Origin of the sequence: Parablautia muri, assembly GCF_009917485.1 — a bacterium.
Taxonomy (GTDB): domain Bacteria; phylum Bacillota; class Clostridia; order Lachnospirales; family Lachnospiraceae; genus Suilimivivens; species Suilimivivens muri.
The window spans coordinates 19,156-36,773 of sequence record NZ_QZDT01000008.1 but is presented as its reverse complement, the minus strand read 5'-3'; the positions used below and the strand labels follow the sequence as shown (position 1 = coordinate 36,773).

The 17,618-nt window shown below is 46.9% G+C and carries 10 protein-coding genes; all 10 read left to right on the top strand.

Annotated elements, in window-relative coordinates; translation table 11 throughout:
- The first annotated feature begins 253 nt into the window (after window positions 1-253).
- The 10 genes from gltB (at window position 254) to D5281_RS07170 (ending at window position 17,559) form a co-directional block, all read left to right on the top strand.
- A complete protein-coding gene (gltB, locus tag D5281_RS07210; RefSeq protein ID WP_160559496.1) occupies window positions 254-4,804 on the top strand; it encodes a glutamate synthase large subunit in 4,551 nt (1,516 codons plus the stop codon).
- 4 nt (window positions 4,805-4,808) lie between these two features.
- Complete coding sequence (locus tag D5281_RS07205) at window positions 4,809-6,299, top strand: glutamate synthase subunit beta (RefSeq protein WP_160559495.1); 1,491 nt, start codon at window positions 4,809-4,811, stop codon at window positions 6,297-6,299.
- Between the two features lie 374 nt (window positions 6,300-6,673).
- Window positions 6,674-6,817, top strand: a complete 144-nt coding sequence (locus tag D5281_RS25510; RefSeq protein ID WP_277935238.1) for a hypothetical protein — start codon at window positions 6,674-6,676, stop codon at window positions 6,815-6,817.
- Window positions 6,818-6,955: 138 nt separating this feature from the next.
- Entirely contained in the window at window positions 6,956-7,990 is a 1,035-nt protein-coding gene (locus D5281_RS07200; protein WP_160559494.1) for a LacI family DNA-binding transcriptional regulator, read from the top strand.
- 78 nt (window positions 7,991-8,068) lie between these two features.
- A complete protein-coding gene (locus D5281_RS07195) occupies window positions 8,069-9,088 on the top strand; it encodes a LacI family DNA-binding transcriptional regulator (protein ID WP_160559493.1) in 1,020 nt (339 codons plus the stop codon).
- Between the two features lie 209 nt (window positions 9,089-9,297).
- Window positions 9,298-10,893, top strand: coding sequence for a DUF5597 domain-containing protein (locus D5281_RS07190; protein ID WP_160559492.1), 1,596 nt, complete (start codon window positions 9,298-9,300; stop codon window positions 10,891-10,893).
- 72 nt (window positions 10,894-10,965) lie between these two features.
- A complete protein-coding gene (locus D5281_RS07185; RefSeq protein WP_160559491.1) occupies window positions 10,966-11,811 on the top strand; it encodes a carbohydrate ABC transporter permease in 846 nt (281 codons plus the stop codon).
- A 222-nt stretch (window positions 11,812-12,033) separates the two neighbouring features.
- The gene (locus D5281_RS07180) at window positions 12,034-12,873 is read left to right on the top strand and encodes a carbohydrate ABC transporter permease (RefSeq protein WP_160559490.1); all 840 of its coding nucleotides are present in this window, start codon (window positions 12,034-12,036) and stop codon (window positions 12,871-12,873) included.
- 293 nt (window positions 12,874-13,166) lie between these two features.
- On the top strand, window positions 13,167-14,543 hold the full coding sequence (locus D5281_RS07175) for an ABC transporter substrate-binding protein (protein ID WP_160559489.1): 1,377 nt from the start codon (window positions 13,167-13,169) through the stop codon (window positions 14,541-14,543).
- 259 nt (window positions 14,544-14,802) lie between these two features.
- Window positions 14,803-17,559, top strand: coding sequence for a beta-galactosidase (locus tag D5281_RS07170; RefSeq protein ID WP_160559488.1), 2,757 nt, complete (start codon window positions 14,803-14,805; stop codon window positions 17,557-17,559).
- The last annotated feature ends 59 nt before the right edge of the window (window positions 17,560-17,618 follow it).

Here is a 17,618-nt window from a genome sequence, read left to right as displayed (position 1 = left end):
ACAGATTATCTGACAATTCCATAAAAAGTTTATATTTACAACATGAAAAAATGGGTGTATATTATAACTCGTGAATCGCAATGGGGCGAAAAAAGAGCCTTATTGCGATTTTTTTATGGTTAAAATTCACTGCTATTTTGTTTGCTGCATTCAGAAGAAGATTTGGCTGTGGATCATGTATCGCGCATTGTTTGCCGTGCAGCGATGCATGCAATTATATGGAAACAAAACCATAAAAGGAAGGAGAGTCATTATGTTTGAAGCAAAAAGTACTGCCCCCAAAGCCCCCCTGCACCGCCCCGAGTTTGAACACGACAATTGCGGAATCGGCGCCTGTGTTAACATCAAGGGAATCAAAAGCAGAGAAACCGTGGAGAATGCTCTTAAAATTGTGGAGAATTTAGAGCACCGCGCCGGTAAGGACGCGGAAGGAAAAACAGGTGACGGCGTGGGCATTTTAACACAAATCCCTCATAAATTTTTCAAAAAAGTAACCAAACCTCTTAATATAGCAATCGGCGAGGAACGGGAATACGGCGTGGGTATGTTCTTCTTCCCTCAGGATGAACTGCAGAAAAACCAGGCAAGAAAAATGTTTGAAATTATTGTGGAAAAGGAAGGCCTTACCTTCTTAGGCTGGCGGGAGGTGCCCACCGATCCTTCCGTATTGGGGCACAAGGCGGTTGAGTGTATGCCTCATATTATGCAGGCCTTCGTAAAGAAGCCGGCCCAGGTGGAAAAGGGAGTTGCCTTTGACCGTCTTTTGTACGTGGTAAGGCGCGTATTCGAGCAATCTTCAGACAACACCTATGTGGTATCCCTCTCCAGCAGAACAATCGTGTACAAAGGCATGTTCCTGGTAGGCCAGCTGCGCACCTTCTTTGGAGATTTGCAGGATAAGGATTATGAATCCGCCATTGCTATGGTACATTCCCGTTTTTCTACTAACACAAATCCAAGTTGGGAGCGCGCCCATCCGAATCGCTTTATCGTACATAACGGTGAGATCAATACCATCAGGGGAAATGTGGATAAGATGCTTGCCCGGGAGGAAAATATGGAGTCAGAGCATTTGCACGGACTGCTCCACAAGGTACTTCCGGTGGTAAATGCATCCGGTTCAGATTCAGCCATGCTGGACAACACACTGGAATTTTTGGTCATGAGCGGCATGGAGCTGCCTCTTGCGGTGATGATAACCATACCGGAGCCCTGGGCCAACAACAAGACCATGTCCCAGCAGAAAAAAGATTTTTATCAATATTATGCAACCATGATGGAGCCATGGGACGGGCCGGCGTCCATACTGTTTAGCGATGGGGATGTGATGGGAGCAGTGTTAGATAGAAACGGTCTGCGTCCTTCCCGTTATTTGATCACAGATGATGACCAGCTGATTCTCTCCTCAGAGGTTGGGGTTTTGGACATTGCGCCTGATAAGATTCTGGTAAAAGAAAGACTGCGCCCGGGCAAGATGCTGCTGATTGATACTGCCGGGGGAAAGGTGATAGATGATGATGAGCTAAAAGAAACCTATGCCTCCAAAGCGCCTTATGGAGAGTGGCTTGACAGCAATCTGGTCCATCTGCATGAGCTTAAAATCCCCAACGAGCGTGTACCGGAGTTTACGGATGAAGAAAGACAGCGCATGCAGAAGGCCTTTGGGTACGCTTATGAGGAGCTGAAAAACAGCATTCTTCCCATGGCAAAATGCGGCGGCGAAGCCATTGCGGCTATGGGGGTTGACACGCCCCTACCGGTGCTGAGCAAGACCTATCATCCTCTGTTTCATTATTTTAAGCAGCTGTTTGCCCAAGTGACCAATCCGCCCATTGACGCTATCAGGGAGGAGGTTGTAACCTCCACAACCATTTATGTGGGAACAGACGGGAATATTTTGGAGGAGATCCCCAAAAACTGCAATATGCTCCGTGTGAACAATCCGATTTTGACCAACACGGATCTTATGAAAATAAAAAGTATGAAAAAGGATGGCTTTAAGGTGGAGGTAATTCCTATTACCTATTATAAAAACACCAGCCTGGAGCGGGCCATTGCGAGACTGTTTGTGGAGGTGGACAGAGCCTACAGGGACGGAGCCAATATTATCATCCTTTCTGACAGAGGAGTGGATGAAAATCATGTGGCAATCCCTTCTTTGTTGGCGGTTTCCGCACTGAACCAGCATCTGGTGGTGACGAAGAAAAAGACCAGCGTGGCTCTTATTTTAGAGTCGGGAGAACCCAGGGAGGTGCATCACTTTGCAACGCTGCTTGGGTATGGCGCTTGCGCCATCAACCCTTATCTGGCTTTGGAATCCATCAAGGAACTGATTGACAATCATATGCTGGATAAAGATTATTACGCGGCGGTGGAGGATTACAACAATGCGGTTTTGCATGGTATTGTAAAGATTGCCTCTAAAATGGGGATCAGTACCATTCAGTCATATGAGGGTTCTCAGATTTTTGAGGCCATTGGCATTGATAAAGAAGTAATAGACAAGTATTTTCCTCATACGGTATGCCGTGTGGGCGGTATCACGATTAAGGATATCGAAAAGCAGGTGGACGCCCTTCACTCACAGGCCTTTGATCCTTTAGGGCTTGCAAATGACTTGACCTTAGACAGCCTTGGACACCACAAAATGAGAAGCGGAGCGGATGAACATCTTTATAATCCGGCCACCATCCACCTTTTGCAGGAGTCCACTAAGCGCGGGGACTATCAGATGTTTCAGCAGTACACGGCTCTGGTAAATGATGAAAATTCCATTAAAAATCTCCGGGGCCTTATGGATTTTAACTACCCGAAAAAGGGTGTCCCCATTGAGGAAGTGGAGAGTGTGGACCGCATTGTCACAAGATTTAAAACAGGCGCCATGTCCTACGGTTCTATTTCAAAAGAGGCCCATGAGACCATGGCGATTGCAATGAACCGTCTCCATGGACGCTCCAACTCAGGGGAAGGGGGAGAGGATTTGGACAGACTTTCCGTGGGGCCTGACGGTGTGAACAGGTGCTCGGCCATTAAGCAGGTGGCTTCAGGGCGGTTTGGGGTTACCAGCAGATATCTGGTAAGCGCAGACGAGATACAGATTAAGATGGCGCAGGGGGCAAAGCCCGGCGAGGGAGGGCATCTTCCCGGCGGTAAGGTTTATCCATGGATTGCCAAGACCAGACATTCTACACCGGGTGTGGGATTGATTTCGCCTCCGCCCCACCATGACATTTATTCTATCGAGGATTTGGCGGAGCTGATTTATGATTTGAAAAATGCAAACAAGGCCGCAAGAATCAGCGTGAAACTGGTTTCCGAGGCAGGGGTGGGCACTGTGGCGGCCGGGGTTGCCAAGGCAGGGGCCCAGGTGATTTTAGTGTCCGGCTATGACGGCGGTACAGGAGCCGCCCCCAGAAATTCCATCCATAATGCAGGACTTCCATGGGAGCTGGGGCTTTCGGAAACACACCAGACGTTGATCATGAACGGTCTTCGGAATAAAGTGAGAATTGAAACGGATGGAAAGCTGATGAGTGGCCGGGATGTTGCCATTGCGGCAATCCTGGGAGCGGAGGAATTTGGCTTCGCAACGGCACCTCTTGTGACCATGGGCTGTGTAATGATGCGGGTGTGCAATCTGGACACCTGCCCTGTAGGCGTGGCCACCCAAAATCCAAGGCTGCGCAAAAACTTTAAAGGAAAACCGGAATATGTGATGAACTTCATGCGGTTTATTGCCCAGGAACTTCGGGAGTACATGGCAAAGCTGGGCGTGCGCACGGTGGATGAGCTGGTAGGGCATACGGAACTGTTAAAAGTAAAAGAAGGCTTAAGCGAAAGTCAAAAACAGATTGACTTAAGTCTTATACTTGCCAATCCTTACGCAGGGGGCAGGGAAAAAGTAACCTTTGACCCGAAGCAGGTTTATGACTTTAAGCTGGAAACTACCATGGATGAAAAGGTGCTCTTAAAGCAGCTGCGCAAGTCCATGAATGAAGGCAGCAAACGCAGCATAGAGGTGGAGGTAAAAAATACAGACAGAGCCTTCGGAACGATTTTGGGTTCGGAAATCACGAAAAACCTGGGAGATGAGCTTGATGAGGATACTTATCATGTACTCTGCCGTGGTGCGGGAGGTCAGAGCTTTGGAGCCTTTATACCTAGAGGTCTTACCCTTGAGCTTGTAGGAGAGAGCAACGATTATTTTGGAAAAGGACTTTCCGGCGGTAAGCTGGTGGTTTATCCGCCAAGAGGGAGCCGCTTTTTGGCGGAAAACAATATTATCATAGGCAACGTTGCTTTGTATGGAGCAACCAGCGGCAAAGCCTTTATAAACGGTGTGGCCGGGGAGCGTTTCTGTGTGCGTAACTCAGGCGCCGTTGCGGTTGTGGAGGGCGTAGGCGACCATGGCTGTGAGTACATGACCGGCGGACGGGTGGTGGTGCTTGGAAGAACCGGTAAAAATTTTGCGGCAGGCATGAGCGGCGGAATCGCTTATGTGCTGGATGAGGATAACGACCTTTATATCCGCCTTAATAAGGAAATGGTATCTTCCTATGAAGTAACCTCTAAATATGATGTGATTGAACTGAAGGAAATGATTAAGGAACATGTGGCGCTGACCAATTCCGAAAAAGGGAAGATGGTGCTCAATAACTTTAAAGATTATCTGCCCAAATTTAAAAAGATTATCCCTTATGACTATGAGAAAATGCTTACGGCCATTGTACAGATGGAGGAAAAGGGACTCAGCGCGGAACAGGCGCAGATTGAAGCTTTTTATGCGGCGAAGGAGGCCAGGTGAGATTATGGGAAAGCCAACAGGATTTATGGAATATAAAAGAGAAGTATCAAAGGACGTTGCGCCTAAAGAGAGAATTAAAAATTTTAATGAATTTCATGAGCATCTTTCCATGGAAAGGCAGCAGCTTCAGGGGGCGCGGTGTATGGAATGCGGGGTTCCCTTCTGCCAGTCAGGTATGAATGTGGGCGGCATGGCCAGCGGCTGCCCGCTGCACAATCTGGTGCCTGAGTGGAACGACCTTGTATATATGGGCAATTGGAAACAGGCCTATAACCGCCTTGTAAAGACGAACAGTTTCCCTGAATTTACATCCCGGGTGTGCCCGGCCCTGTGCGAGGCGGCTTGTACCTGCGGCCTGAACGGAGAAAGCGTAGCCACAAAAGAAAATGAATATGCCATTATTGAAAATGCTTATCTGGAAGGATATGCGGACCCTAAGCCTCCTAAGGTCAGAACTGGTAAAACTGTTGCGGTGGTGGGCAGCGGCCCCAGCGGCCTTGCGGTGGCCGACCAGCTCAACAAAAGAGGCCACAGCGTCACGGTGTTTGAGCGCTCAGACAGGATTGGAGGGCTATTAATGTACGGCATTCCGAATATGAAGCTGGAAAAGCATATCGTAGAGCGCAAGGTGAAGGTGATGGAGGCGGAAGGCGTCACCTTTTTAAGCGGCGCGGATGTGGGAAAGGATGTAAAGGCTGAAAAGCTTTTGAAGGATTATGACAGAGTAGTGCTTGCCTGCGGCGCCTCCAACCCCCGTGATATAAACGCACCGGGAAGAGATGCAAAGGGGATTTATTTTGCGGTGGATTTTTTGAAGGTAAACACCAAAAGCCTTTTAGATTCAAACTTTCAGGATGGGAAATTTATCAATACAAAGGATAAAAACGTGGTGATCATAGGCGGCGGTGACACAGGAAATGACTGCGTGGGAACCAGCATCCGTCATGGCTGCAAATCCGTCACTCAGATTGAAATGATGCCGAAGGCGCCGGAGGAAAGAGCCCAGGATAATCCATGGCCCCTCTGGCCCAAGGTCTTAAAGACCGACTACGGCCAGGAGGAGGCAATTGCGGTATTTGGCCAGGACCCCAGGATTTATGAATCCACGGTGAAAGAATTTGTGAAGGATAAAAACGGAAATTTGAAGGGGGTAAAAATTGTAAAGCTCTCATGGGAGAAGGAAGATACGGGGCGGATGAGCAGTAAGGAGGTGGCCGGGTCGGAAAAGATTCTTCCGGCGGAGATCGTGCTGATTGCGGCTGGCTTTTTGGGAAGTCAGAAGTATGTGACGGACGCCTTTAAGGTGGACCTTGACCAGCGCACCAATGTAAATACGGCGCCGGGCAGGTATGAGACTTCCGTTAAGAATGTCTTTACCGCCGGGGATATGCACAGAGGCCAGTCGTTGGTGGTATGGGCGATCAGGGAAGGCCGGGAGGCGGCTAAGGCTGTGGATGAGAGCTTGATGGGATATACGAATCTTATGGTACAGTAAGGGAGCGAGACGGCGATTGATTTATACGGCAATAATGCGATGTAAAATATTTCGTTGAAGATTGATGTCCCGCCTTCTGCAGAGGGTGTTGACTTTTGAAGAAGGACATCTGATATACGCTGTAAAAAGCGAAATATACATCTGATTTTCGTTGTAATTTTTGTAAATGCATGGCATAATGATATCCTTCCGCACAGCGATGACCGATTATAAAAAAGAAAAAATTTAATTAATTTACCTCTTTATGCAATTGGGGAATTGGAGAGCATATTACAAAAATAAATCATAAAACCCTGCGGTTACTTTAACAATCGCAGGGTTTTTCTTGTTAATCCGTTATTTTTCCCATATAATAGGTTTATGGAGGAAGGACTATGGGAATTTATCTAAATCCTGGAGATAAAGGCTTTTGGGAGTCGATTCACTTTGAAATTTATGTTGACAAGACAGGATTGATTGGGGATACGAATAAGTGTAATCCATACGGAGCAAAAGTTTATCTGTGTCAGCAGAGATAGTGCTTGTCGGCATATTTTCTGATAGCCGGATTTGTAGACGATGAGAAGAAGGTGGTCATACTGTGAAAAATAAATTTTTCACAGACAAATTTGTGCTGACGCCCAAATTTGCAAGAACTGGCAGCATGGGGGATTTATATGGGGGAAAAAGGGAAAATTACGATATATGACATTGCAAGAGAGACAGGCGTTTCGGCCTCCACAGTATCGCGGGTTTATAACGGACATAAAAATGTCAGCGCGAAAAAGCGGCAGGAGATAGAAGCGCTTTTAAAGAAATACAATTATGTGCCCGATGCGCTGGCTACGGGACTGCGAAAGACCTGCACGAAGACTTTGGGCGTGATAGCGGCGGATCTTAGGAATCCTTTTTTTTCCCATCTGCTGATAGAGTGCGAAAAGATTGCCAATTTAAACGGGTATACGATTTTTTCCTGTGACAGTCTGGAAGTGCAGGAGATGGAGATAGGGCATTTTAGGAGGCTGGCGAACCAGAAGGTAGACGCGGTGATTCAGATAGGAGGCAGTTCTGACCGGCAGCAGGTGAGCGAGACCTATCTTCAATGTATAAAAGATATAGCGGCCCGGATACCGATTGTCACAGCGGGTTATGCCTTTTGTGACAATTGTTACAGTGTGAGAACGGACGAGGCCAGGGCCATGCGTACCTTATTGGAATATCTGATTGATTTGGGCCATCGGGAGATTGCCTTTGTGGGAGGTCAGAAGGAAGTACGCTCCACCTACGAAAAGAGAGAGCAATACCGGGAGACCATGCTAAAACGCGGACTTCCTTTCAGAGAAGAATATGTGATGGAAGGAGGGTACGATAAAGAGAGCGGCTACCATTGTACCAGGAAACTTTTAGAGGGGAAAAGGATACCCAGCGCAATCATTATGATCAATGAAATGACGGCGGTGGGCGCCATGAAAGCGGTTCGGGAAAAAGGGCTTAAGATTCCGGAGGATATGTCTATGGTCTGCTTTGACAACACATATATTTCAGAAACCACGAAGCCTGCCCTTACAACGGTTGGGTGCCATTATGCCAAATTTGCGCAGAAGCTGATTTATACGGCGTTGGATGCCGCAGGGGTGAGAAAACCGGAATCTCTTTCCTATGTGGAGTCTGTGTTTGTAATCAGGGATTCCGCTGCTGCCCGGGAAGGATGAAAGGATTTTGGAATAACAAGCTTTGTCTGCTGTGCGCAGTACCGCAAGCAAAGCTTGCGATATGGGGAGGGTATTAGGATGAAACAGGAAATAACGATTATTGATATTGCCAGAAAAGCCGGCGTCTCAACGGCCACCGTGTCCAGGGTGCTTAATGGGACGGGGAAGGTACGGGAGAATACCCGCAGGAAGGTGGAGGCGGCAGTGCGGGAACTGGATTATCAGCCCAATATTGTGGCGAAAAATCTAAGTACCGCCCGCAGCAATGTGATAGGCGTTCTGGTATCGGATGTGCGGAATCCCTTTTATGCCAATATTTTTGTGGAATGTGAAATGTATGCCAATGAAAAGGGATTTTCGCTTCTGCTTTATAATTTCCTGGATTCGGAAAGTTTAGAGCGGCGCTGTTACGATATGCTGCTGGCCCAGCGTGTATGCGCAATTGTCCACATTGGCGGCAGTGTGGACAGAATGGATAACAATGCTGAGTTTGTGAAAAAGATAGAGGAAGTTTCAAGGAGAGTTCCGGTTGTCACTTCCGCGCAGGTGAATGGAACCCAGAGCAGGTGTGTACAGGTGAACAATGAGCGCTGCATGAGAAAGCTTATGGAATATCTTTTAGGACTGGGGCATAAAAGGATTGCGTTAGCCGGAGGGAGAGAAAATGTCCGCTCAACCTGGGAAAAGAGAAAGTGTTACCAGGAGATGTTAAAGAGGCAGGGAATTGAATATGGCAATTATTATATAGCGGAAAGCGGCGCCTACAATGAGCAGGGTGGCTATCTGGCTATGCGGGAGATTTTAAAGAAGGACCCGCTGCCTACGGCGGTGATTGCAGTGAGCGACTTAGTGGCAGTGGGCGTTGTGCATGCCATAAAGGAAAAAGGTCTGGAAATCGGCAAGGATATTTCGGTGGCAAGTTTTGACAATACATATATTGCAGAGATTATGGAACCGGAGCTGACTTCGGTGGGGAACGATTATTGTCTGCTGGGCAGACGTATTATAGATATGGTGCTTGGGATGATGGATGGAAAAGAATGTCAGGATTGGGATGAACTGCCGGTGCTGATTGAAGAAAGAGAATCCTGCAAATAATTTTGCGCAGCCTGTTGACATAGAAAGGAAAAGATATTATACTATGAAATGTAAACGATTGCAAAATGGCAACAGAAGAATAGGACAAAATATACAAAAAAATATAAAATTAATTAAAATATATGTTTATTATAGCTTAAAATAAGGGCTATAATTGTAATAAATTTGTGCCAAAAAGAGTAAACGATTTTAGAATAAGGAGATTAAGAATGTTTGAGAAGAAGAAAAATAGTTTTTTTTCTATCGGAGGGCAGGTGAATAACAGCAGTTCCCAGTCGGAAGAAACCTTAGAACGCGCAATAAGGGCTATCGGAAAATTTGAGATGAATACCATTGCGGCGCCGCTTTATTGGTATCAGATAGAACCGGAAGAAGGAATTTTTGACTTTGGACAGGTTGATCTGATTTTGAAAAAGGCCCGTGAGAATCAGCTTAAGGTGGTTTTTTTGTGGTTTGGAACCTGGAAAAATGGAGCCTCCCACTATGTGCCGGAATGGGTGAAGGCAGATAAAAAGAGGTTTATATGGGCGCAGAATGCGGTGGGAGCGCTTACCCGTATCCTTTCTCCCATGGGCAGAGAGACCATGGAGGCTGACGGCAGAGCGGTTGCAAAAGTGCTGGCATACATAAAGGAACAAAATAAGGATGATATGGTGTTGGCATTTCAGATTGAAAATGAACCGGGACTTTTGGGGACGCCGAGGGACTATGGCCGGGAGTCGGAAGAAATGTTTTGCACAGCGATCCCGGAAAATATGAAACAGTTTCTGCAAAATCTGAAAGACGGAGAACTTTTTGAGATTTGGAAAGAAAATGGTTCCCTGCTCTCATCGCCCTGGAAAGAAACCTTTGGCCTGATGGCGGAGGAGATTTTTTCGGCATATTGCTTTGCATCCTATGTGGAGAATGTGGCGGCGGCGGGGAAACAGGCCTATGAGTTGCCTTTGTATGTAAATGTGTGGGTGAGGGAGACGGGCAGCAGGATTCCGGGAATTGATTATCCTTCTGGGGGAGCAACCTCTCTGGCGCTGGATGTGTGGAAATATTTTGCGCCTCATATTGATTGTATTTGCCCGGATATTTACTTTGATGACAGAGATACTTATCAGATGGTGTGTTCCCGTTACAACAGAGCGGATAACGCCCTTTATATTCCGGAATCCCATGCAGATGAGCGGAATGCACTGCATCTATTTGAGGCGGTGGCAAAGCACGGGCTTACGGGCATCCACTGCTTTGCAATAGACAGTACCATTGACAATGAGGGGAATCTGAGACCTGAGTGTGAACAGTTCCGGCATACGGTGAAGATTCTTTCCTCCATGAAACCGCTTTTGGAAAAATACCAGGGGACCGGGAAAATTTATGCGGTGGTGCAGCAGGAGTGGATGGAATCTATGTTTTTTGACTTCGGGGATTTCTGGGGCCGTGTATATTTTCTGAACAGAATTACCGATGAACCCTACATTCACTTAGACTGCGGTCATGATGACAAAGAGCATGTACAGGTGAGGGGAAAAGGATTGATTGTCTATGCGGGAGGCGGAGAATTTTTTCTGGCAGGGGACGGTTTTAAATTAGTATTAATAAGAAAAGATAATATGGAGTTTATGACTTCATCTCTTAGAGGATTTAAATATTTAAATGCCAGAAACCAGGCGTATAAGGTGGTAGAGGAAGGGGAGTTTGATTCGGAAGGGAAGTTTGTATCCAAGAAGATTCGGTGTGGCGATGAGGCAGATATGGGATTATGGGTATATTATGATGTGGGGCTGGTGCATGCGGTGATGGAAATGGAAATTTAAACGAAGGTGTTTGAAACTTACAGGATGTATGCCGCAGAGGATAGGCGGCGGAGAGGACAGGGTTACTGCCGTATGAAAAAGAAAATGACAAAATATTTGTTTGTGATCCCGGGTTTTTGCTTCTTTGCTTTTGCTATGCTGATTCCCTTTGTGATGGGTATCAATATAGCCTTTACGAACTGGGATGGGGTTGCAACGGAGTATCGGTACATTGGGCTTAAGAACTTTGTGGATATATTTAAGGATGCAAGGATACGGACTCCTTTTTACAATACGCTGGAATTTGCACTGATTGGTACGGTGGTAAGCAATGTGGTGTCTCTTTGTCTGGCCATGCTGATCAACAGTAAATTCGGAAAATTGAAATCCGTAGCAAGGACCATCTTTTTTATTCCGGTATGCTTTAGTTCGGTACTCACCGCATTTCTATGGAAGTTTTTGTACAGAGAGTTTATATCCGATTTGTTTGGTGTTAAAAATCTGCTGGGGAATCCTTCCTGGGTGATTCCGGCGATTGTGATAATCGGTGTATGGAACGGAGCGGGGATAAATATGCTCATTTATCTGTCGGGGCTGAAAAATATTCCGATGGAGCTTTACGAAGCAGCCAGAGCGGATGGAGCAAATGTTTTCCAGCAGTTTACCCGTGTGACCCTTCCACTTCTGATGCCGGCTTTTTCCGTTTGTGTGACGCTGACTTTGACCTCATGGCTGAAAGAATTTGCAACTACCTTATCGGCTACAGGAGGAGGGCCGGGAGGGGCCTCAAGAACAGTTTCCATTTATGTGTATGAAAATCTGTATAAATATTATAAAGCCGGATATGGACAGGCGGTATCATTTTTGTTTTCCCTGTGCCTGATAGTTATAGGACTTTGTGTTTCGTCTTTTTTTAGAAAGAGGGAAGTGGAGCTTTAAAGGTTTTGGAGGTATGCAGGCCGCCTGACGCAATGCTGCTTATGTGGAAAAACGGCGCGGAAATGGAAAGTTTGGGAAATACAGATTTTTATGGATCAGTATAATATATGTCTGTACTCAAATATGGAGAGTGCCAGAGAGGGAGAGTGAATGAAAAATTTTGAAACGGGAAATTTATGCGGCACCGGAATTTGTGGACGCCAATAAGAATGGGGGAGTGTTATGAAACATAGAAAATTTACGCCGGGGGACGTGGTTGTGGTATTGCTTACGCTGGCAGCGATAGTCGTTTTTGTAATTCCGTTATATCTGGCGGTGATAACTGCCTTTAAAAGCAAGCCGGAGCTGTCCAAATCTGTGCTTGCCTGGCCGGAAGGGCTTTACCTGGAAAATTTTAAGGAGGGCATGCGAAGGAGCGATTTTTTCCATTCTCTCAGGAACAGCGTTCTGGTTACATTTCCATCGGTCATCCTGATTGTCCTGTGCGCATCCATGAGCGGATATTCGGTGGCGCGCCACGCACAGAAAACGGCGGCGCTGCGGCTGTTGGACAAGATGTATCTGGCGTCCTTGATGATACCTTTTCAGATTCTGATGATACCGGTGTACCGAATCTACAAGTCGCTGAATCTGCTCAATTCCCTTCCGGGGATGGTGCTGATGCTGACGGGAACCAGTATCGCTTACGCCTCGTTTTTGTATGTAGGGTTTGTGAAATCTATTCCCAGGGAGATAGAGGAGTCCGCTTATATGGACGGATGCAGTGAGATAAAGACCTTCTGGCTGATTACATTTCCGCTGCTTAAGCCTATCTCCGCCACGGTGGCGGCGTTGCATGTGATGTGGCTGTGGAATGATTTTAATATTTCTATCATCCTTTTGCAGAAGGAGATGGTGCGTACCATAACGGTTAAGCAGTTTTATTTCTTTGGACAATATACCGCAGAGTATGGCCTGGCCTTTGCGGCGGCCATTGTTTCCATGATACCTGTGGTCACCTGCTTTGCCTTTATGCAGAAATACATTGTCAACGGCATTGCCGCAGGAGCGGTAAAGAGCTGAGGGCGAAAAAGACCGGAATAAATACGCATGGCAGCGGTTGGGCTTTCGGCCAGACCGTTACCGAATCCGGCCATTGAGGAACTGATAAAGAATTAATCGTTACATCTGACTTGTCTAAATCTTGTTATGACGCGTTGTGGTCAATTGATGTACCCTGGTACGTCTTATTTTCTCGCTCTACATAAAAAGATTTATCCTGAGTCATACACAAATCTGATTCTTAACAGTTCCCAAGAAGGTAAACGATAAGTCAATCACTATCATTCAAACAAAAATTTTAAGGAGGGTTCATTATGAAGAAAAGTATGCTCAAAAAAATAGGGATTCTGATGAGCGCGGTTATGTGTGTTTCCTTAGCCGGCGGATGCGGGAAAAGCGCTGGAAGCAGCGAAAGCCAGGAAACAGGAAACGATCAGGAAACCAACAGTTCACAAGATGCATCGTCTGCCAACGCAGATGCGGCGGAAAATGATGAAGAAGGGTCCGCGCCGGCGGAAGGGGAGGTGACAATCACCTGGTTGAATCACTATCAGGAGGCCGGAAAACAGGCCTGGGTGGAAAAATGTAAAGAAGTGTTTGAAGAAAAATATCCAAACGTAACGCTGAATATTGAGACGGTAGGAGCTGACAGCTACACCACTATCCTGCAGACAAAGCTGGCGTCTGATGATGCGCCTGCAATTTTTGACTTGGCTTCAAATTACGATCTTTCCGTATATGATGAGGCGGGACACCTTGCAGACTTAACGGGGCAGCCCTGTCTTGAGAGAGTGGATTCCGATTTGCTGTTGGAAGGACAGATAGACGGAGTACAGAAAGGGATTCCCATTGAGATTACCGGCTATGGCGTTTTTTATAATGAGGAAGTGTTTGCGGAAAATGGTGTGGAAATTCCCACGACTTTGTCGGAAATGCAAGCAGTATGCGAGACATTATCCGCAAATGGGGTACAGCCTTTTGCAGCGCCCTTTGCAGAGCAGTGGGCATTCCGTTATTATCTGCGGGCAATCAGCGATATCACCTGTCTGATGCCGGACCATAGCTGGAATGAGAGTAAGATGGACAAAACAAGTACTTTCTCAGAGGATGAGAAGTTTCAAGAGGCAGTGGAAACCTACTTTTCTTTCCATGAATATTGGGGAGAGGATCCTTTCGGAACATCCTGGGAGGATGCACAGGCCATGGTGGCAAACAAAGAGGCGGCTATGTGTATTCATGGTTCCTGGGCAGTGGACGGCTTTCTTTCCCACAATCCTGACTGCCAGATTGGTGTGTTCCCTATGCCTGTCAGCGAAGACGCCAAAGACACAATTATGATAAAGGAGCCAGGGCAGCAGCTTGTCCTTTACAACAACGGGGATGCCGCGCAGATGGAGGCAGCCTATGATCTTTACAATACGATTTACTCAGAGGAATGTATGTCGGCGTATGCAGAGGAAGCCCATCAAATGCCTTCTGTGGTTGGCAGTTATAATATGCTCCCGGCGCTGAAAACGATTGTGGAATATCCCGCAGATTCATCTTTTATGGAGGCGGGAATTACAAGGACTATGACCAGTGAGTACGAGGATATTTTGATGGAAATTTTGATTAACCACTCAATGGGAGAGAGCTTTGACATGGATGGATTCTGCCAGGAGGCGGATGCGGCGTTTGCAGCAGTAGAATAAAACATTAAGAAACTCTAAGGCGCCAAAAAACGCCGTCTAAGAGTAACGAAATGTTTCAGAGGCTGCCCCCAATAGGGGCATTCTCCGCATAGATATATGCAGCTTCCAAGCAGTATCAGGCGGGTTGGCGTGAAATAAGCATGAAGAAACATGCAGCTTCCAAGCAGCAATAGGTTGGTTTGGGTGAAAGGAATGAAGGGTGCCGCATTGAGCAGAAAAGTCTGATGCTTAATGCGGCATTTTCAGGAAAGGAAAGCAAATGGATTGGAACGGCCATAAGACATGGAAGGATTTAAGAAAGAAAAATGGATTGGGACATGAAATTATTTTAGATGAGAAGGGGGTTTGTATTGACGGAACGTATCAGGTTTTGCTCATCTCCTCCCTTTTTTATTTTCGTATACCTGCATCAAAATGGGATGAGAGAATGAAGGAACTTAAATCTGCAGGGTACAATGGGATTGATGTTTATTTTCCCTGGAATTACCATGAAACCGCTCCGGGGGAATGGGATTTTGAGGGAAACCGGGATGTCTCGCTTTTTTTGGAAACAGCCAGGAAAAATGAATTGTGGGTGATTGCCCGTCCGGGGCCCTATATCTGTTCCGAGTGGGATGGTGGGGCGATTCCGGCATGGCACACCCTGAAGAATTTCAAAATCAGACAAAATGATGAGGCTTATCTTCGGGAATTGTCAAAGTGGTATGGAAAAATCCTGCCTTTGATTCGGAAATATCAATGGAGTGAAGAAGGACCAGTCATACTTCTTCAGATAGAAAATGAGCTGGATTATTTTTTGTGCAAAGAACCTAAAGCATATGTGGGCAAACTGGCTGAGATTGTAGAAAAAGCAGGTATAGAGGTTCCAATGATTGTCTGCTGCGGCCAGGATGATATTGAAAAAAGCGGCGGTCAGGCGCCGGGAATCAAAACGGCTTTTAATATTTACGCAGAAAGTGACAGCAGGGGGTTAGAGGAGCGGATGCTGCGTTTGTTTGAGAAGATGCAAAGGTGCTGTCAGCCTCTTTTGGTAACGGAGACAAACCGGGAGCATTCCTGGTTAAAGCGTCTGTTAGGATGCGGCGCTAAGATGTTGTCACCCTATAACCAGACGGCGGGAACCACAATGGACTATTACAATGCAATGACCAACTGGGGAGAGGAAGATGCTCCTCTTGCGCTATTGGCAAGCGATTATGATTTTCATTCTATGATTGGGTCTGACGGAACCCTGCGGAAGGAAGAATATGTACAGGCCCGTCTTTTATCAGGATTTATTTACAGCATGGGGGAAGGGTTGGCCTGTGGGATTCCTGTCAGAGATCAGGGGGAGAATGGAAGGATGGAAAAGGAATTAGGGGAAGAAGCCGCTTACAGGCAGGTTCTTTGGGCAAAGCATATGCTTCGGACCGCCCAGGGAGATTTTTGTCAGGTTACCAATGTAAGCCCTGTTGTCCGGATAAGGGAAATGCTGATGGAAGGAGCTTCTTTTCGTCTGCATTTGCCTCCTCTTTATACGGCGCTTTTGCCAGTAAATCTGAGATTGTCGGAGAGTTGCAGGATTGAATGGGCAAACTGTGAGGTTGGCTGGATTCATCAGGAAAAGGAAACCAGGCAGGCCGCCCTTTATGGCTATGGAACATTGCAGATGAAGGTGTGGCTTCAGGATGGAAGTGTTATGATTGAAAGACAAATCAGGGAAAAAGAGGTTGGAAGATTTGTGCTGGGGGAATGGGAATTTTTCTATGGGGAGCCGGAACAGATTGCCAGAGGAGCGATACCTGGGCTCAGCGCCTGGTGCCTGGAGGAAATGAACCGGTATCAGGAAGAAGAAGTGGAAAAAGCGATGGTCATCCCCTGGAGGTGTGAGGGAGACTGCCGGGAAAATGCAGTGAAGGAGATGGAAAAGCAGGGCCAATATCGGGGCCGCGGCAGCTATGAGTTTGAACTGGAGACTATGCAAAAATTGCAGATATCCGGGCTTACGGATATTGTCACGGTTTTTCATGAGGGACGTTTCTGGCGGTGCTTTTATGGAGATGGGCGGGAACAGATTTTAACCCTGCCCAAAGGAAAATGGGAGTTTTGGACGGAGATATGGGGACACTGCAACTTTGAGGATATCCGGGTAGAGTCTTTGCGCCTAGGCTCTCTAAAAGGAATACGCAGAATCTGCCATATTGTCCGGGAAGAAGATATAAGTGAGAACTGGGAATATGGGGAGGAGAGGGATAGATACCGGCTTTTGACGGATATTGACAAGTATAATATTCCATGCTCGCCGGTAGTGGGATTTTACCGCAAGAAGCTTCGTCTGCGGAAGGACTGCAATCAATTTTCCCTGCTTTTTTCCAAGGCAAAGTGCAGGGTAGAAGTTTGGGTCAATGGCTGTGATATTGGAAAGGTAAGGGATAGCAATCCGTGCATGGACATTACGCCCTGGGTAGATGCAGGCGGAGAATGTGTGATTGAGCTGAAGGTCTGTAGGCGGAATTATGCGGAGCCTGTAGGGGAAATCACCTTAAACAGCGGCCGGAAAATGAATCGGTGCAAATACCGGGACATCACCTTTAGGGGGATGGAGGGCCTCTTTTTACAGGCAGATGCGGACATGGAACGGTTAGGAGAAAAAGACGGAATGCCAACAGACAGTTTTGATACAGAGAGCGGCCGGGGGGTAAGAACAAAGGAGGCGAGGGAGGAGACGTTTCCCTTGTATATATCGCCTGAAGAAGAACTGGTTGTTATACCGAATATAGCAAAATCGGGATGCGCAGATGTAAAGCTGTATTTAGAAGGGAAAAATGTTCTTGTGACGGTGGTGTGCAATGACCATGTAGTGGGACGGCATGTTCTGGGATGCAGCCACATGCCGCCAGTGGCAGGAGGGGCGCCGGGAGAGGTATTTATCTGTCGGGAATGGCTGGGCAACAGTCCGGTGGTGATGAAATGCCAGGCGTTAGATAGAGAAGCCTGCCTTGAAAGGATTGTGGTGAGAAATAAGGAAGAAGCTTAACTGCTCAGATGGGGAAATTGCAATGTAACAGTTCATCCAGGAGCTATCGCAAAATGATT